Source organism: Citrobacter freundii complex sp. CFNIH2 (genome assembly GCF_002880615.1).
GTDB classification, from domain to species: Bacteria; Pseudomonadota; Gammaproteobacteria; order Enterobacterales; family Enterobacteriaceae; genus Citrobacter_A; species Citrobacter_A amalonaticus_F.
This window is the reverse complement of sequence record NZ_CP025757.1, coordinates 5,085,711-5,103,626: the sequence shown is the minus strand read 5'-3', so window position 1 is coordinate 5,103,626 and position 17,916 is coordinate 5,085,711. Positions and strand designations below refer to the sequence as shown.

Annotated in this window: 16 protein-coding genes and 3 tRNA genes; 10 read left to right on the top strand and 9 right to left on the bottom strand. The window is 54.3% G+C overall.

What is annotated here, in order from left to right; all coding sequences use genetic code 11:
- Positions 1 to 53: 53 nt before the first annotated feature.
- Positions 54 to 1,037: an ABC transporter permease gene (locus tag WM46_RS25015; protein ID WP_061075151.1), complete on the bottom strand. Its 984-nt coding sequence runs from the start codon at positions 1,035 to 1,037 to the stop codon at positions 54 to 56.
- A 3-nt stretch (positions 1,038 to 1,040) separates the two neighbouring features.
- Positions 1,041 to 2,540, bottom strand: coding sequence for a sugar ABC transporter ATP-binding protein (locus WM46_RS25010; protein ID WP_102603670.1), 1,500 nt, complete (start codon positions 2,538 to 2,540; stop codon positions 1,041 to 1,043).
- A 476-nt stretch (positions 2,541 to 3,016) separates the two neighbouring features.
- Between WM46_RS25010 and fucI the strand changes: the two genes are divergently transcribed.
- The 4 genes from fucI to fucR all read left to right on the top strand — a co-directional run bounded on the left by fucI (position 3,017) and on the right by fucR (position 7,476).
- Positions 3,017 to 4,792, top strand: a complete 1,776-nt coding sequence (fucI, locus tag WM46_RS25005) for an L-fucose isomerase (RefSeq protein WP_102603669.1) — start codon at positions 3,017 to 3,019, stop codon at positions 4,790 to 4,792.
- A gap of 105 nt (positions 4,793 to 4,897) precedes the next feature.
- Positions 4,898 to 6,295: an L-fuculokinase gene (gene fucK / locus WM46_RS25000; protein WP_102603668.1), complete on the top strand. Its 1,398-nt coding sequence runs from the start codon at positions 4,898 to 4,900 to the stop codon at positions 6,293 to 6,295.
- An 11-nt stretch (positions 6,296 to 6,306) separates the two neighbouring features.
- A complete protein-coding gene (fucU, locus tag WM46_RS24995; protein WP_061075155.1) occupies positions 6,307 to 6,729 on the top strand; it encodes an L-fucose mutarotase in 423 nt (140 codons plus the stop codon).
- A 42-nt stretch (positions 6,730 to 6,771) separates the two neighbouring features.
- Entirely contained in the window at positions 6,772 to 7,476 is a 705-nt protein-coding gene (fucR, locus tag WM46_RS24990; RefSeq protein ID WP_102603667.1) for an L-fucose operon activator, read from the top strand.
- A gap of 69 nt (positions 7,477 to 7,545) precedes the next feature.
- Here fucR and rlmM read toward each other — a convergent pair whose 3' ends face one another.
- The 4 genes from rlmM to WM46_RS24970 form a co-directional block, all read right to left on the bottom strand.
- Complete coding sequence (gene rlmM / locus WM46_RS24985; protein ID WP_102603666.1) at positions 7,546 to 8,646, bottom strand: 23S rRNA (cytidine(2498)-2'-O)-methyltransferase RlmM; 1,101 nt, start codon at positions 8,644 to 8,646, stop codon at positions 7,546 to 7,548.
- A complete protein-coding gene (locus tag WM46_RS24980; protein WP_042999489.1) occupies positions 8,639 to 9,034 on the bottom strand; it encodes a DUF423 domain-containing protein in 396 nt (131 codons plus the stop codon). Before WM46_RS24980 ends, rlmM begins: the two co-directional genes overlap by 8 nt.
- Before the next feature lie 18 nt (positions 9,035 to 9,052).
- Entirely contained in the window at positions 9,053 to 9,970 is a 918-nt protein-coding gene (gene gcvA / locus WM46_RS24975; protein ID WP_102603665.1) for a glycine cleavage system transcriptional regulator GcvA, read from the bottom strand.
- Between the two features lie 351 nt (positions 9,971 to 10,321).
- Positions 10,322 to 10,549, bottom strand: coding sequence for a YgdI/YgdR family lipoprotein (locus WM46_RS24970; RefSeq protein ID WP_042322452.1), 228 nt, complete (start codon positions 10,547 to 10,549; stop codon positions 10,322 to 10,324).
- A gap of 192 nt (positions 10,550 to 10,741) precedes the next feature.
- Between WM46_RS24970 and csdA the strand changes: the two genes are divergently transcribed.
- Complete coding sequence (gene csdA, locus WM46_RS24965; protein ID WP_102603664.1) at positions 10,742 to 11,947, top strand: cysteine desulfurase CsdA; 1,206 nt, start codon at positions 10,742 to 10,744, stop codon at positions 11,945 to 11,947.
- A complete protein-coding gene (gene csdE / locus WM46_RS24960; protein WP_061075171.1) occupies positions 11,947 to 12,393 on the top strand; it encodes a cysteine desulfurase sulfur acceptor subunit CsdE in 447 nt (148 codons plus the stop codon). The genes csdA and csdE overlap by 1 nt, the downstream gene beginning before the upstream one ends.
- Before the next feature lie 54 nt (positions 12,394 to 12,447).
- Here csdE and tcdA read toward each other — a convergent pair whose 3' ends face one another.
- Together tcdA and mltA are read right to left on the bottom strand one after the other, a co-directional pair.
- Positions 12,448 to 13,254: a tRNA cyclic N6-threonylcarbamoyladenosine(37) synthase TcdA gene (gene tcdA, locus WM46_RS24955; RefSeq protein WP_102603663.1), complete on the bottom strand. Its 807-nt coding sequence runs from the start codon at positions 13,252 to 13,254 to the stop codon at positions 12,448 to 12,450.
- A gap of 108 nt (positions 13,255 to 13,362) precedes the next feature.
- Positions 13,363 to 14,460 carry a murein transglycosylase A gene (gene mltA / locus WM46_RS24950; protein ID WP_061075173.1) on the bottom strand — a complete coding sequence of 366 codons (1,098 nt, stop codon included), beginning with the start codon at positions 14,458 to 14,460 and terminating at the stop codon, positions 13,363 to 13,365.
- 207 nt (positions 14,461 to 14,667) lie between these two features.
- Here mltA and WM46_RS24945 point away from each other — a divergent pair.
- From WM46_RS24945 to WM46_RS24935, 3 genes are all read left to right on the top strand, one after another.
- Positions 14,668 to 14,744: transfer RNA gene (locus WM46_RS24945), tRNA-Met, on the top strand.
- A 63-nt stretch (positions 14,745 to 14,807) separates the two neighbouring features.
- A tRNA-Met gene (locus WM46_RS24940) sits at positions 14,808 to 14,884 on the top strand.
- Between the two features lie 63 nt (positions 14,885 to 14,947).
- Positions 14,948 to 15,024: transfer RNA gene (locus WM46_RS24935), tRNA-Met, on the top strand.
- 72 nt (positions 15,025 to 15,096) lie between these two features.
- On the opposite strand, the gene amiC is transcribed toward WM46_RS24935, so the two are convergent.
- On the bottom strand, positions 15,097 to 16,350 hold the full coding sequence (gene amiC / locus WM46_RS24930; protein ID WP_102603662.1) for an N-acetylmuramoyl-L-alanine amidase AmiC: 1,254 nt from the start codon (positions 16,348 to 16,350) through the stop codon (positions 15,097 to 15,099).
- 234 nt (positions 16,351 to 16,584) lie between these two features.
- Here amiC and argA point away from each other — a divergent pair, with 234 nt between their 5' ends.
- Positions 16,585 to 17,916 (top strand): amino-acid N-acetyltransferase, encoded by a 1,332-nt coding sequence (argA, locus tag WM46_RS24920; RefSeq protein WP_102603661.1) that lies wholly within the window; start codon positions 16,585 to 16,587, stop codon positions 17,914 to 17,916.

Below are 17,916 nucleotides of genomic sequence, written 5' to 3'. Positions count from 1 at the left end.
GTGTCACCCTTAACGTCAGGGTCAGTATTCCCCGTGACTGCCGGGAGCGTAAATCAACGAATCTTTTTGCGTAACGTATCGAGGTAGACAGCGGCGACGACCACAATGCCCATCGCAACCATTTGCCAGAACTGAGAAACCCCCATCAGGTTCAGGCCGTTTTTCAATACGCTCATAATAAATGCACCGATGATCGTGCCGCCGATGGTGCCAATTCCGCCCATCAGACTGGTGCCGCCGATCACGACTGCGGCAATGGCTTCCAGTTCATAACCGACGCCGACCGTCGGCTGACCGGAGTTTAGACGCGAGGCCAGAATCACCCCGGCAATGCCAGTCAGCAGACCGCAGAAGGCATAGACGAAGATTTTGACGCGCTGAACTTTGATCCCGGAAAGGTGCGCCGCCACTTCATTACTGCCCACGGCATAGACATAGCGACCAATTACCGTTTTCTTGAGGATATAGCCGGCAACCAGCGCCACAATCACCAGATAGAACACGGGATATGGCAGCACATCGAATAAACGTCCCTGCGCCAGCAGCTTGAAGGTGGGATAATCGGCGAAATAGATGGCGCGCCCATCCGTCATCACCATGTTAATTCCCCTGACGGACATCATCAGACCCAGCGTAGCGATGAACGGTGGAATCGTCATTTTGGTCACCAGCAGGCCATTCACGTAGCCGCATAATCCTCCGGCCAGCACGCCTGCTAAAATACAGACCGGCAACGGAAGTCCGAGCGTCGCGCAAATGCCGACCGCAACGCCGGAAAACGCCACCACCGATCCTAAAGAGAGGTCGATCCCCGCGGTAATAATCACGAACGTTACGCCAATGGCCATAATGCCGATAACCGACGTTTGCAGCGCAATTGTCATGATATTTTCGGTATTAAAGAAAAACGGCGAACTGAAACTGAAAAACACAACCAGGATAATCAAGCTAAAAAGCGGCGCAAGGCGCATTAAAAGTTCTTTATTAATTTTTATTTTCTTATTATTGCTGTCTGAAGAGGTTACAGAGATGGTCATGATTTAATCCTCTAACGTCGCATATTGCATGATTTTTTCTTGTGTGGCGTTATCAGCAGTTAATTCTCCGGTAATACGACCACTGCGCATGACTAAGATACGATCGCACATACCCAGCACCTCCGGTAATTCCGAAGAAATCATAATGATCGATTTCCCCTTTGCCACGAGGCGATTCATTAATTCATAGATTTCCAGCTTAGCGCCGACATCAATTCCACGGGTAGGTTCATCAAAAATAAGAATATCGGTATCTTTGCACACCCAACGGGCAATAATAATTTTTTGCTGATTTCCCCCACTCAAATTCAGGGCCGCCTGCTCAAGGTGCGGCGTTTTGATTCTGAGCGCCCTGACCTGCTCTTCACTTGTTTGCTGGCAGCGTTTAGAATCAACGTGACCAAAACGGTCGGCATATTCAGGGTAATTTCCCAACATGATATTGCGCTCAACGGACAGATTAAGCGCCAGTCCCTCTTTTTTACGGTCTTCCGTTAAATAGCTAATGCCTTGCGCGATGGCGTCAGAAATCCCTTTTATCTCGATGGCCTTACCGTTCAACTTAATGGTCCCGCTGTCGATGGGATCGGCGCCAAAAATGGCTCGCGCCAGCTCCGTACGCCCGGCGCCCATCAACCCGGCAAAACCCAGTATCTCGCCCCGGTTCAACGTAAAGTCGATGTTATTGAGCACGCCTTTGCGCGTGAGGCCGTTAACCTCCAGCACCGGCTCCTGATGCGTCCGCGCTTCCCGGCGAGGATAGATATTCCCCAGTTCGCGCCCGACCATCATCGCAATCAGCTCACTGATCTTCACGGTTTCATAATCAACGGTATCAATGTATTGACCGTCGCGCATGACCGTCGCCCGATCGGCAATCAGCGCTAACTCTTCCAGGCGATGCGAGATGTAGACAATCCCGGTCCCCTGCGCTTTAAGCAGGCGGGTCACCTGGAATAAGCTTTCTATTTCTGTTTCCGTCAGCGCCGCCGTGGGTTCGTCCATAATCAGGATTTTGGCATTGACGGATATCGCTTTCGCGATTTCCACCATCTGCTGTTGCGCCACGGTCAGATCTGACACCAGCGTTTCTGGCGAAATATTCAGGTTTAATTTCTGCAAAATCTCAGTTGCCGCCTGTCGCTGCTGTTTTTCATCCAGCCGCCAACGGTTATTTTTACAAAACTCTCTGCCGATAAAGATATTCTCTTCCACGGTTAATTCCGGAAAGAGATTAAATTCCTGGTGAATAATAGTAATCCCGGCATTCTGCGCGCTGAGCGGATCGCTGAATGACACAGGCTTCCCTTCAAATATAATATCCCCTTCATCCGGTTGATAAACACCGGACAAAATTTTCATCAGCGTGGATTTGCCTGCGCCATTTTCGCCTAATAGCGCATGCACTTCGCCTTTGCGAAGAGTAAAATTCACATTACTCAACGCTAATACGCCGGGAAAGCGTTTGGTAATATGATTCATCTGTAAAAATGTTTCGGACATTGCTGCTTTCCTCAATAATCAGAAACTGCAGGCAGTGAATCAGGCGAAGTGCATTCTCAGGGAGCGAGCGTCACCATGAATGTGAATACTTCCTGAAAACACGTTTACGTCACGTCGATATGTTGCCAGATATTGCTAACTCGAGTTAGCGAATTGCCCTTTAAAGCTATTTTAGCCACCAAAAATAGCCAAATCATTTGGGTTAAAACTGTGATACCGGACAGACATTTATTTATAATCATCTGATTTTAAATACTTTAATAAATCTGACTGTCATTTAATTATTTGATGCAGATCGAATTTTAACCACTTCTCGTGAAGCCCCTCACAATCCCATCAGAAAAAAGTTGTGTAAAAAACACGCCAATACCTAAGCTAACTCGAGTTAGCAAATTTACCTGTTTCAGCCGACTGCTGTGGTGGTGCCCTGTCATCCGCCTGAGCAGCACGCCTACACGTGAGATGAGGAACCCCGAATGAAGAAGATCAGCCTGCCGAAAATTGGTATTCGTCCGGTTATTGATGGACGCCGAATGGGCGTTCGTGAATCACTGGAAGCACAAACGATGAATATGGCAAAGGCCACTGCCGCCCTGCTGACAGAAAAACTGCGCTACGCCTGTGGCACTCCGGTTGACTGCGTTATTGCCGACACCTGTATCGCCGGAATGGCAGAATCCGCCGCCTGTGAGGAAAAGTTCAGCAGTCAAAACGTCGGCCTGACAATCACTGTCACACCGTGCTGGTGCTACGGCAGTGAAACCATCGATATGGATCCCCTACGCCCAAAAGCCATCTGGGGTTTTAACGGTACCGAACGTCCGGGAGCGGTCTACCTGGCTGCCGCACTGGCGGCGCATAGCCAAAAAGGGATCCCGGCGTTCTCCATCTACGGCCAGGATGTACAGGATGCCGGAGATACATCGATCCCTGCCGACGTTGAGGAAAAACTGCTGCGCTTCGCCCGGGCAGGGCTCGCTGTCGCCAGCATGAAGGGGAAAAGTTACCTCTCGCTGGGTGGGGTGTCGATGGGGATCGCCGGTTCCATCGTCGATCATCATTTCTTTGAGTCCTGGCTGGGAATGAAGGTCCAGTCCGTCGATATGACCGAACTGCGTCGCCGCATCGATCAAAAAATCTATGACGAAGCCGAGCTGGAAATGGCGCTGGCGTGGGCGGATAAACACTTCCGCTACGGTGAAGATAAAAACGCGAAGCAGTATCAACGGAACGCCGAACAGAGCCGGGCAATCCTGCGGGAAAGCCTGCTGATGGCGATGTGCATTCGCGACATGATGCAAGGAAACCCTAAGCTGGCGGAAATGGGGCGCGTGGAAGAGTCGCTCGGCTATAACGCGATTGCCGCTGGCTTCCAGGGACAACGTCACTGGACCGATCAATATCCCAACGGTGATACCGCCGAAGCGCTGCTGAACAGTTCTTTTGACTGGAACGGTGTGCGCGAACCGTTTGTTGTCGCCACCGAAAACGACAGCCTGAACGGCGTAGCCATGCTGCTGGGGCATCAGTTGACCGGCACCGCGCAGGTCTTTGCCGATGTGCGAACCTACTGGTCGCCAGAAGCAGTTGAACGCGTAACCGGTCAGCCGCTGACCGGACGGGCAGAACACGGCATTATCCATCTGATCAACTCCGGTTCCGCCGCGCTGGATGGCACCTGTAAACAGCGTGACAGCGAAGGAAAACCGACAATGAAACCACACTGGGAGGTCACGCAGCAGGAGGCTGACGCCTGCCTGGCGGCAACCGAGTGGTGTCCGGCGATCCATGAATATTTTCGCGGCGGCGGTTATTCATCACGTTTCCTGACCGAAGGCGGCGTGCCGTTCACCATGACCCGCGTGAACATCATCAACGGTTTGGGACCAGTGCTGCAAATTGCGGAAGGCTGGAGCGTTGAGTTGCCAAAAGAGGTCCATGACACCCTCGACAAACGCACCGACTCGAGCTGGCCCACCACCTGGTTTGCGCCACGTCTTACCGGTAAAGGACCGTTCTCCGACGTCTATTCCGTCATGGCGAACTGGGGGGCGAACCACGGCGTGCTGACCGTCGGTCACGTCGGCGCAGACTTCATCACCCTCGCCGCGATGCTGCGCATTCCGGTCTGCATGCACAACGTGGAAGAGGCGAAAATTTACCGCCCTTCCGCCTGGGCCGCACACGGGATGGACACAGAAGGCCAGGATTATCGCGCCTGTCAGAACTACGGGCCACTGTATAAACGTTAAGGATAGCGTAACTGCCTGATGGTGACGCTGGCGCATCTTATCTGGTCTACGGGTAATGGCTCGTAGGCCGGACAGGCACAGCGCCATCCGGCAACGGGAGTCATTATGAAAAATGAAATCATCCTGGTTCTCGACTGTGGCGCGACAAACGTGCGGGCCATTGCCGTTGATCGTCAGGGACACATCGTTGCTCGCGCGGCGGTTGCTAATGCCAGCGAGGAAGCCATGGAAAACAACGCCTGGCATCAGTGGTCGCTGGACGCCATCCTGCAACGTTTCGCACAGTGCTGTCGGACGCTGTCGGCTGAACTCTCGGCCTTTCGGATATGCGGTATCACCGTCACCACCTTTGGCGTTGACGGTGCGCTGGTCGATGAAAACGGCGAATTGCTCTACCCAGTCATCAGTTGGAAATGCCCGCGCACTGCCGCGATAATGGAAAATATCAGCCGCGTTATGCCGCCGCGTCAGTTGCAGAACCTTTCCGGCGTCGGCGCATTCAGCTTCAACACCTTATATAAGCTGATTTGGCTTAAAGAAAATCACCCGCAACGGCTGGATCAAGCCCACGCCTGGCTGTTTATCTCCTCACTCATTAATCATCGCCTGACCGGCGAATTCACCACTGACATCACCATGGCGGGCACCAGCCAAATGCTGGATATTCAGCAGCGGGATTTCAGCGCCGATATCTTGCAGGCCGCAGGGTTGCCGAGACGGCTCTTCCCGCGACTCGTGGAAGCCGGTGAACAGGTAGGTTCGTTGCAGCCCGCAATGGCAACGATGCTCGGTCTCCCGCCGGGAATTCCCGTGATCTCTGCCGGACACGATACCCAGTTCGCGCTGTTTGGCGCCGGTGCGGGGCAAGATGAACCGGTTCTCTCTTCCGGCACGTGGGAAATCCTGATGGTGCGTAGCGCCAGGGTCGATACATCGTTACTAAGCAGACATGCCGGTTCAACCTGTGAACTGGACAGCCAGCCGGGACTTTACAATCCGGGGATGCAATGGCTTGCTTCCGGCATCCTTGAATGGGTGCGTAAGCTGCTGTGGACACCCGAAACCCCGTGGCAAACGTTGATTGCGGAAGCACAAGCGGTTCCCGCCGGGGCCGATGGCGTGCGGATGCAGTGCGAGCTGCTCTCCTCTGTGGACGCAGGCTGGCGCGGCGTCACCCTGAATACCACCCGCGGTCATTTCTATCGCGCGGCGCTGGAAGGATTAACGGACCAGTTGCGACATAACCTGCATACGCTGGAAAAAATTGGCCAGTTCAACGCCACAGAACTGCTGCTGGTCGGCGGCGGAAGCCGTAATACCTTGTGGAATCAGATTAAGGCCAACACCCTGGAGATCCCCATCAAAGTGCTGGATGACGCTGAAACCACCGTTGCAGGCGCGGCGATGTACGGCTGGTATGGCATCGGTGCGTTTTCCAGTCCACAACAGGCCAGAGAACAAGTGCGCTACCAGTACCGTTATTTCTATCCTGAAGCACAGTAAAGGAATCTCGCATGCTTAAAACGATTTCTCCACTCATCTCGCCGGAGCTGCTTAAAGTACTGGCGCAAATGGGACACGGCGATGAGATCATTTTCTCAGACGCGCACTTCCCGGCGAACAGCATGGGGCCACAGGTGATCCGTGCGGATGGTCTCAGCGTCAGCGACTTACTGCAAGCCGTGATCCCGCTGTTTGAACTCGACAGCTATGCGCCACCGCTGGTGATGATGGCTGCCGTCGAGGGCGATACCCTCGACCCGCACGTTGAAACGCGTTATCGCGAGGCGCTTTCCCTACAGGCGCCATGCCCGGAGATCGCGCGAATCGATCGTTTCGCCTTCTACGCCCGCGCGCAAAAGGCCTTTGCCATTGTCATCACCGGCGAGCGCGCAAAGTACGGGAATATTCTTTTAAAAAAAGGGGTAACACCGTAATCTCAATCGCGGTCAGGGCATTTGATTGAGAGGTAAGAAGAGATGAAAGCGGCACGTCAGCAGACAATTGTGGATCTGCTCAGTCAGCATAAAAGCCTGACTACCGAAGCACTGGCCGTTCAGCTCAACGTCAGCAAAGAGACCATTCGCCGCGATCTCAGTGAACTGCAGACACAGGGGAAAGTCCTGCGCAACCACGGGCGAGTAAAAGGGATCGAGCGGGAAAACCCGGACAGTGGCGATCCCTTTCATATTCGCCTGAAGAGCCATTTCGCGCACAAAGCCGATATTGCCCGAAAGGCGCTGAGCTGGATTGAAGAAGGTATGGTGATTGCGCTGGATGCCAGTTCCACCTGCTGGTATCTGGCGCGACAACTGCCGGATATCAATATACAAGTTTTTACCAATAGCCAGCCGATTTGTCAGGAGCTCGGCAAACGCCAACAACTTCAGCTCATCAGTTCTGGCGGCAGGCTGGAGCGCAAGCACGGCTGCTACGTCAACCCTGCGCTCATTTCACAGCTCAAATTTCTTGATGTCGATCTGTTCATTTTTTCCTGCGAAGGGATCGACCGCCACGGCGCACTGTGGGATTCCAGCACCTTCAATGCGGACTTCAAATCAGTCCTGCTGAAACGCGCGTCGCAGTCGTTATTGCTGATCGACAAGAGCAAATTCAATCGCTCAGGAGAAGCCCGGCTCGGCCATCTGGATGACGTAACGCATATTGTGTCGGACGCACCATAGTCATAACGGCTAACAGGAACGGGTTGCAGACCTGATCAACACAGAGCATCAGGTCTGCAATGGCGCGAGTTAGCGCTCGTCGCGACGTCCACCTACTGCGGCCCACAGGCGACGCACGTGTACCGTCACTTCTTCACGGTCGTGATACAACTGCCGCGCCTGAATCTGCGCATTCACGCCATGCTCATCAAGCTGTGCCTGAATATAGGCCAGGTTCTGCGAGACCTCTTCGTAGCGCTTTTTCATCGGCAACTTGAGGTTAAAGATGGTTTCCCGACACCAGCCGTTGACCAGCCACTGCGCCATCAGCGCCGCCACTTTCGCCGGCTTCTCAACCATATCGCACACCATCCACGAGATGTTGTTGCGGTTGGGGCGATACTTAAAGCCGTCTTCGCGCAGCCAGGTGACCTGTCCGGTATCCATCAGACTTTGCGCCATCGGGCCGTTATCGACCGAATACACCCACATGTTGCGTTTAACCAGTTGATAAGTCCAGCCGCCGGGACAGGCGCCTAAATCCACCGCGTACATCCCGTTTGCCAGACGTTCATCCCACTCATCTTGCGGAATAAACACGTGCAACGCTTCTTCCAGCTTCAGCGTCGAGCGGCTGGGCGCATCGGCAGGGAACTTCAGGCGTGGAATGCCCATATAGTACGGCGAGTTATTACTGGCATACGAGTAGCCGGTATAGCAGCAGCCTGGCGCGATAAAGAAGACGTGCACCACCGGGCGTTTCGGCGTCTCATAATTCGTCAGCACACCGGCGTCGCGCAGCGCGGCTCGCAGCGGCACCGTAAATTTGCGGCAAAACTTCATCAGCTCTTTGCTTTCGTTCGTATCCGCCACTTCCACGCGCAGATCGCCACCCTTCTCCACCACACCCTGCAACATACCGACAATCGGCGTAATGCGATCTTCCGGCGGCAAGTGCTGGAGTAACTCGCCCACCACAAACCACTGACGGGCAAAAATCAGCGAACTGAACGGCAGCTCGCTGATAATTTTTTCGGCGTCTTCGGCCTGATAGCACTCATAGATGACATAGCCCGCATTTTCTTTGACGCGAGCAAAACCGAAACGCTCCCGACGCCCTGCTTTATCGGTAATTTCTGCGGCACACTCTTTTTCAAAGCCCGGGCGACACAACAACACAACCTTATTCATGAACTACGCCCTTACGCTTCAAACGGATGGCGCCGATTAACATCAGCACCCAACCTGCCAGGAAGCTGACGCCGCCGACAGGGGTAACAAACGCCCACAGGCGCAGATGAGACAGCGCCAGGCAATACAGGCTGCCGCTAAACAGCACCGTTCCTAGCGCGAGGAAAACGCTACTCCAGTAAAACCAGATACTGATCCGGCGTTGCATCGCAACCGACAGCCCGAAGATCGCCAGCGTATGAAACGCCTGATATTGCAGGCCGGTCTGGATCCAGCTCATTTCAACCACACCGAGGGTTTTGCTCAGGACATGCGCACCGAAAGCACCCAGAGCGACATAAATAAAGCCACTGATAGCGGCAAAAATCAGCATAAAACGGCTGGTCATGGTAATACCCTACGTAAGTTATTGTTCGTAACGAAAGCGGAATTTCTCTTGTTCCGTGGCCGCTTTCGCCAGTATCCACTGACGGAAGGCGGCTATTTTACCCAGTTCTGCCTGACTGTCATGACAAACCAGATAAAATGCGTTTTTACTGACCAGTACATCATTAAACGGGCAGACCAGTCGTCCCGCTTCAATTTCTGACTGCGCCATCACGTTATTCGCCAGCGCCACGCCCTGTCCGTGAATCGCGGCCTGCAGCACCATCGCACTGTGGCTAAAGATAGGTCCCTGCTGGACGTTGATGTGATTTAACCCCAGCTGTCGCGTATAGGTTTGCCAGTCACGACGCGAGGCATCATGCAGCAAAGTATGCGAAGCCAAATCCTCTGGCGATTTCAGGGGCTTTTCACCTGTCAGCAGCAGCGGTGAACAGACCGGCAGCAGATATTCGGCGTACAATTTCTCTACGCGCAGTCCAGGCCAGTTACCGCGGCCATAAAAGATCGCCACGTCGACGTCGTCCGCCAGTTTGTCTTCCTGACGGTCCACCGCCTGGATTCTGACGTCAATTCCCGGATAAGCTGAGTTAAAGCTAGAGAGTCGGGGCACCAGCCACTGAATCGCAAAACTGGGCAATAAACTGACCGTCAGCGCCCCCTTTGCACTCCGCGCCTGAAGTTTACGCGTCGCGTCGGTTAATTGCGAAAAAATCTCTTTTATGTCGAGAAAGTAGCTCTGTCCTTCTTCGGTAAGAAGAAGAGAACGGTTGCGTCGGCGAAACAGCTTAAGTCCCAAAAAATCCTCAAGTGACTTGATTTGGTGGCTTACTGCGGCCTGCGTCACAAAAAGCTCTTCTGCTGCGCGGGTGAAGCTCAGATGCCGTGCGGCGGCATCAAAAACACGTAGTGCGTTCAGAGGTGGAAGTCGTTTTGACATGGCTTTTAAACTTTGATGTTAAAAGAATTTAACAATTAGGCTACACCATGTAACCTATTAGTTTTTTTAATCTGAGCCATTATAATTTGTCCGTTGAGGAACTACCAGCAAATACCTATAGTGGCGGCACTTCCTGAGCCGGAACGAAAAGTTTTACCGGAATGCGTGTTCTGGTGGGCTTTTGGCTTACGGTTGTGATGTTGTGTTGTTGTGTTTGCAATTGGTCTGCGATTCAGACCACGGTAGCAACGCTACCCTTTTTCACTTCCTGTACATTTACCCTGTCTGTCCATAGTGATTAATGTAGCACCGCCAATTTGCGGTGCTTTTTTTTTACCTACTCTCTACCGGCTATTGATCCAACTCGACCATCTCTTTCACATCGGTACGATTGATCTGCTGTTTGTTGCCATTAGCGTCCTTGTACGAAATCATCCCGGTTTCATCATCGGTTTTCGGCTTACCGTCCGCGACGATGCTACGCCCGTCATTAGTGTGCATCACGTAGTTCGGACCGGAACAGGCGCTCAGGGCAAAAGTCAGCATACATGCAGAGATAATTGCGGCAGTCTTTTTCATCTTTTTCTCCTTAAAGCTGTTTATTCTATTTAAAACGTACTCTGTAACAGGCATAAATATTTACCTAACATAATTCAGCATAAGCTACTGGTCTGATTTCGCCACAACATCCAGAAAATTCCTGGAGACCGTACACGTCTTGAATCAACGACCAATTTGCGCCACGATCGGGTTACTGAACCGAGGAATACCATGAACGCTTTCAATCCCGCGCAGTTTCGCGCGCAATTTCCGGCACTCGCTGACGCGGGCGTCTATCTGGATAGCGCCGCGACGGCCCTTAAACCGCAGGCCGTTATCGAGGCGACCCGGCAGTTCTATAGTCTGAGCGCTGGCAACGTCCATCGCAGCCAGTTCGCCGAGGCCCAGCGCCTGACCGCGCGCTATGAGGCCGCACGGGAGAAAGTGGCGCGTTTGCTGAATGCGCCAGATGACAAAACCATCGTCTGGACCCGGGGCACCACGGAGGCCATCAATATGGTGGCGCAGAGCTATGCCCGCCCTCGCCTGCAACCGGGCGATGAGATCATCGTCAGCGTCGCGGAGCATCACGCGAATCTCGTGCCATGGCTGATGGTCGCGGAGCAAACCGGGGCGAAAGTGGTCAAGCTGCCGCTCAACGCCCAACACCTGCCTGATGTCGAACGTCTGCCAGAAATCATCACCCCGCGCAGCCGAATTCTCGCGCTGGGGCAGATGTCGAACGTCACCGGCGGCTGCCCGGACTTAGCCCGTGCCATTACCCTCGCCCATGCCGCAGACATGGTAGTGATGGTGGATGGCGCGCAGGGTGCCGTCCATTTCCCGGCAGATGTCCAGGCGCTCGATATCGATTTCTACGCCTTCTCTGGCCATAAGCTGTACGGTCCAACCGGTATCGGCGTGCTTTACGGCAAACCGGCGCTGCTGGAGGCCATGTCGCCCTGGCTCGGTGGCGGTAAGATGATCAACGAAGTCAGCTTCGAGGGCTTCACCACCCAGGCCGCACCATGGAAGCTGGAAGCAGGTACCCCTAACGTCGCTGGCGTGATTGGCATGAGCGCCGCACTGGAATGGCTGGCCGATGTTGACATCATCCAGGCGGAAAGCTGGAGTCGCGGACTGGCTACGCTGGCGGAAGAGGCGCTGGCTCAGCGTCCGGGGTTCCGTTCATTTCGCTGTCAGGACTCCAGTCTGCTGGCCTTTGATTTTGCCGGTGTTCACCATAGCGATATGGTCACCCTGCTGGCGGAATATGGTATCGCGCTCCGTGCCGGTCAGCACTGCGCGCAGCCACTGCTGGCTGAACTTGGCGTCTCGGGTACGCTACGTGCCTCATTTGCGCCGTATAATACCCAAAGTGATGTGGATGCGTTGATCAACGCCGTTGATCGCGCCCTGGAAATACTGGTGGATTAATGACTAGCCCAATGTTTGCCGGACACCCGTTTGGCACGACCGTAACCGAAGAGACGTTGCGTCATACCTTTCTCCCGCTGACCCAGTGGGAAGACAAATATCGGCAACTGATTCTGCTCGGTAAACAGCTTCCGGCGCTGCCCGACGATCTCAAAGCGCAGGCTAAAGAGATCGCTGGCTGCGAAAATCGCGTCTGGCTGGGATATACGCGCTCTGAAAAGGGCACGCTGCACTTTTTCGGCGACAGTGAAGGTCGCATCGTGCGCGGACTGCTGGCGGTATTACTGACCGCCGCAGAAGGGAAAACGGCGGCGGAACTTCTGGCCCATTCGCCGCTGGCCTTGTTTGATGAACTGGGATTACGCACTCAGCTCAGCGCGTCGCGCAGTCAGGGATTGGCGGCGCTCAATGAGGCTATCGTCGACGCGGCTCACGCTGCCGGATGACGACACTGACTCGTCTTATCCGGCCTGCGACGCAATGCATCGTGCAAAACAATCTCAGCCCTGATGCGCCGCTTTTGCCATCATCTTTTTCAAAGCATGGGATACTGCCACAAAACCGAACGTGGCGGTAACCATCGTTGCGGCGCCGAACCCCGACGCACAATCCATCCGTTTGGGTCCTTCCGCCGTCGCCTTCATGGCGCACACACTTCCATCAGACTGCGGATACACCAGCGCTTCCGTTGAAAACACGCAGTCGACGCCGAGTTTTCCTTTGCTGTTTTTCACGACGCCAAAATCACTTTTCAGCCGTTCACGCAGTTTCGCCGCCAGCGGATCCTGAATCGTTTTCGCCAGATCGACGACCTGAATCTGCGTCGGATCGATCTGTCCACCCGCGCCGCCGGTCGTCACCAGCGGGATCTTATTACGCCGACCGTACGCAATCAGCGCCGCTTTTGGCCGCACGCTGTCAATCGCATCAATGACATACGAGAAACCTGCGTTCATATATTCTGCAACGTTATCCGGCGTAACAAAGTCATCGACAACCGTCACCCGGCACTCGGGGTTAATCTGGCGGATACGTTCTGCCATCACCTCGGCTTTTGCCAGCCCGACATTATCGCGCAGCGCATGGATCTGGCGGTTAGTGTTCGTCACACAAACGTCATCCATATCGATGAGCGTAATCGCACCAATCCCGGTTCGCGCCAGCGCTTCTGCCGCCCAGGAACCGACGCCGCCAATCCCAACCACGCAGATATGCGCATCGGCAAACAGCTGTAGCGCATTTTCACCATACAGACGCGCGGTGCCGCCAAAACGCTGACGCCAGGCATCACTGATAACCACAGACATAACACCTCAAATTCATTAATATCGAACGGTATGACTGCCTGCTGGCGGCTGCGCCTTATCAGGCCTACTTGATGATGTAGGCCGGCTAAGCGAAGCGCCATCCGGCAATTAGCCGCTAAACACGTTACCTGCGCCCGGTGCGCTTTTCAGCACCCACACGCGACCATAGTGATTATACCAGCCTGCGCGGTGTCCGGCGTCTGGCCCGATGCCCTGGTAAATGTCAAAGTGCTGGCCTTTAATCGCCCCGCCGACATCCAGCGCCACCATCAGGCGCAGTTCATACTGCCCGTTAAATTTCCCGTTGTTGTCCAGCAGCGGAACTTCGGCAAGCAGCGTGGTGCCTGCCGGAATAATACTGCGGTCAGAGGCCACCGATGCGCGACCAATCAGCGGTACGGCACTGGCACCTTTCACCGGGGCAAAAGATTGCGGTTTAAAGAAGACGAATGACGGATTCTGCTCCAGCAGCTCACGCACTTCCGCTTCACTGTGCGTTTCGCCCCAGTGGCGAATCGCCTGCATCGACATATCTTCTTTCTTCACTTCGCCGCGATCGATCAGCACTTTACCGATACTGCGATAGGCATGCCCGTTTTTCCCGGCATAGCTAAAGAAATTCAGCGGGGAGCCGTCGCCAAAGTCGATATAGCCGCTGCCCTGCACGTCCATGATGAAGTTATCCATCAGAGAGTTGCTGTACGCCAGAATATAGCTATCGCTTAGCGCACCGGAGTAAATCTCGGCGCGAGACGGCAGGCGACCGCGCTTCGGCGGCATGCGATAGATGGGGTACTGGAACTCGCCCTGACGCGTATGGCGCGCCTGGATCACCGGCGTGTAGTAACCGGTAAACTGCACGTTGCCGTAGTTATCGGCGCCTTCCATCTGCCAGGCGTCGAGGCCAAACTGGCGCATAGTACGCGTATCGCCACCGGCGCGCAGCCAGTCCTGCACAGCGTTATAGACATTGCTTTGATTGCCGTACAGACGCGGAGAAGCACTGCGGATCTGATTGACCTGCTCGGCAAAATCGCCGGCGTTGATCGGTGCACCGATGGCATCCGGCTGGTTCACCAGTGAGAAAGGCTGGGTAAACTTCCCGTCTTTATACTGCTGTCCGCGATCGGTTGGTTTAGAGGAACAGGCAGCCAGCATTGCAACCACCGCGCCCATGAGAAGGTAACTTACCCAACGTCCTTTCATTGTTCTCTTCTTTTAGCTGTAAATCATGCGCCATGAAGATAACAAACCCGGCCCGCTATTGAAACGAGCACCGCTGCCCAGACGCAAATTTTGCACATTATTTAAACTGAAATGCCTTGTTTTTGTTCATTTTCATCCCGAAACCGTGATCCAGGTGAAAAAAGGGTTGCATGAAAATGTTAGCAGAGTATAGTGCGCATCCACGGACGCGGGGTGGAGCAGCCTGGTAGCTCGTCGGGCTCATAACCCGAAGGTCGTCGGTTCAAATCCGGCCCCCGCAACCAATTAAAATTTGATGCAGTACATGCTTCTGCAAAGCAGCTTAAAATGCGCAGCAGAATGACGGACGCGGGGTGGAGCAGCCTGGTAGCTCGTCGGGCTCATAACCCGAAGGTCGTCGGTTCAAATCCGGCCCCCGCAACCAATCAAATTTTGATGCAGTACATGCTTCTGCAAAGCAGCTTAAAATGCACAGCAGAATGACGGACGCGGGGTGGAGCAGCCTGGTAGCTCGTCGGGCTCATAACCCGAAGGTCGTCGGTTCAAATCCGGCCCCCGCAACCAATATCAAACACCTTAACGGGTGTTTTTTTGTTTCTGCGGTCCGTAAAAAAAGCGCTTTTCAGCGCTTTTTTATTATCCCCTTCTCGCCAGCGTCGCCCCATCGGCGAAGTACGCTTTAATCCCCGCCAGAATCGACTCTGCTACTTCCTGCTGGAAGGTTGCGGTTTTCAGCTTCCGCTCTTCTTCGATGTTACTGATAAACGCCGTTTCAACGAGAATCGACGGGATATCCGGCGCTTTCAGCACCGCAAACCCGGCTTGTTCCACCTGATTTTTATGCAGATTGTTAATCCTGCCGAGTTTGTTGAGCACCGCTTTACCAAACTTCAGGCTGTCGGCGATGGTCAGCGACTGCACCATGTCGAACATGGTGTGGTCGACGTAGCGGTCGCCGCTTTTGCTCACGCCGCCGATCAAATCCGAGGCGTTCTGCGTTTGCGCCAGATATTTCGCTGCCGTACTGGTCGCCCCTTTGGTCGACAGCGCAAACACGGATGAACCGCTGGGCTGCCGGCTGGTGAACGCATCCGCATGAATCGAGACGAAGAGATCCGCACGCTGCTTCTGGGCTTTCGCCACGCGCACCTTCAGCGGAATGAAAATGTCTTCATTCCGCGTCATGTAGACCTTCATGTTGCCTTCTTTCTCGATTAACGCGCGCAGTCGCCGGGCGATTTGCAACACCACATCTTTCTCACGCGTGTTGTATTTACCGACGGCACCAGAATCTTCACCGCCATGTCCCGGATCGAGCATGATCACAATCGGACGATCGCGCCCCGCTTTGCCTGGCTGAGGCCCACTCTGCGCGGGCGGCACCTGCTTATCAAGATCGCCTTTGTTGTAATCTTCCAGCAACGCCAGCAGCGGATCCTGCATATCCTGCGCATTAGCCGGATAGAGATCCATCACCAGACGCTCTTTAAACCCAGCCACCGGCGCCAGCGCGAACAGCTGTGGCTTCACGTCTTGCTTCAGTTCAAATACCATGCGCACGGTCTGCGGATCGAACTGCCCCACGCGCGCCGACTTGATGTAAGGATCGTCGGGGCGAATTTGCGCCGCCATGCCTTTCAGCACGGAATTCAGGTTCACACCTTCAATATCCACCACCACGCGTTCAGGGTTGCTCAGCGCAAACTGTTTGTACTTCAGCTGTTGATTCGATTCCACCGTCACACGGGTGTAACTGGACGCTGGCCAAATACGAACCGCAACGACCTGACTGGCCGCAGCCAGACCGACCTGACTGACGCTCAATAGCCACATGGCGCCCGCCCCTTGCAGTAAACGACGGCGGCTAATAGGTGGATTGGATCCTGACATGCTTCTCCCGAGCAAAATAAAACGTATTGGTGATGAGATAGTAAACGTCTAAATTGACCGGAAACTTTAACGAATGACGCATAATCTGTCATCTATAAAAGGGTAAACATTGTTATTGTATTCACGGTATTACTGAGAAAAAACTTTGTCAGGGTCAAAATTTGCACTTGCGCGCGGCGGAAAAACAGAATAAAAATACACTAATTACGAATAATCATGCAATGAGGATATGCCGTGGTGAAGGAGCGTAGAACCGAACTGGTACAGGGATTCCGCCATTCTGTTCCCTATATCAATACCCATCGGGGAAAAACGTTTGTCATTATGCTCGGCGGCGAAGCCATTGAGCATGAAAACTTTTCCAGCATCGTCAACGACATTGGGCTTCTTCACAGCCTCGGCATTCGCCTGGTGGTGGTTTATGGCGCGCGTCCGCAAATCGACGCCAACCTCGTCATCCATCACCATGAGCCGATGTATCACAAAAATACCCGCGTCACCGACGCCAAAACGCTGGAGCTGGTAAAGCAGGCGGCGGGAACGTTGCAACTGGATATCACCGCTCGCCTGTCGATGAGCCTGAACAATACGCCGCTACAGGGCGCGCATATCAACGTGGTCAGCGGCAACTTTATCATTGCGCAGCCGCTGGGTGTCGATGACGGTGTGGATTACTGCCACAGCGGACGTATCCGTCGCATCGATGAAGAGGCGATCCATCGTCAACTGGACAGTGGCGCCATTGTGCTGATGGGCCCTGTTGCGGTGTCTGTCACCGGCGAGAGCTTTAACCTGACCTCGGAAGAGATCGCCACGCAGCTGGCGATCAAACTGAAAGCGGAAAAGATGATCGGTTTCTGCTCTTCACAGGGGGTAACTAACGACGACGGCGATATCGTCTCCGAACTGTTCCCGAACGAAGCGCAGGCGCGCGTAGAAGCACAGGAAGAAAAAGGCGATTATAACTCGGGTACCGTACGCTTTCTGCGTGGCGCGGTGAAAGCCTGTCGCAGCGGCGTCCGTCGTTGTCACCTGATCAGCTATCAGGAAGATGGCGCGCTGTTGCAGGAGCTGTTCTCGCGCGACGGTATCGGGACACAAATTGTGATGGAAAGCGCCGAGCAGATCCGCCGCGCCACCATTAATGATATCGGCGGGATCCTGGAGCTGATCCGCCCGCTGGAACAGCAGGGCATTCTGGTGCGTCGTTCACGCGAACAACTGGAAATGGAGATCGACAAGTTCACCATTATCCAGCGCGATAACATGACCATCGCCTGTGCCGCGCTGTACCCCTTCCCGGAAGAGAAAATCGGCGAAATGGCCTGCGTGGCTGTCCATCCGGACTACCGCAGTTCTTCGAGAGGAGAAGTGTTACTGGAGCGGATCGCCGCCCAGGCGAAGCAGATTGGCCTGAGCAAGCTGTTCGTCCTGACGACCCGCAGCATTCACTGGTTCCAGGAACGCGGCTTCACGCCGGTGGATATCGACCTGCTGCCGGAAAGCAAGAAAGAGATGTACAACTATCAGCGGAAATCCAAAGTGCTGATGGCGGATCTGGGGTAG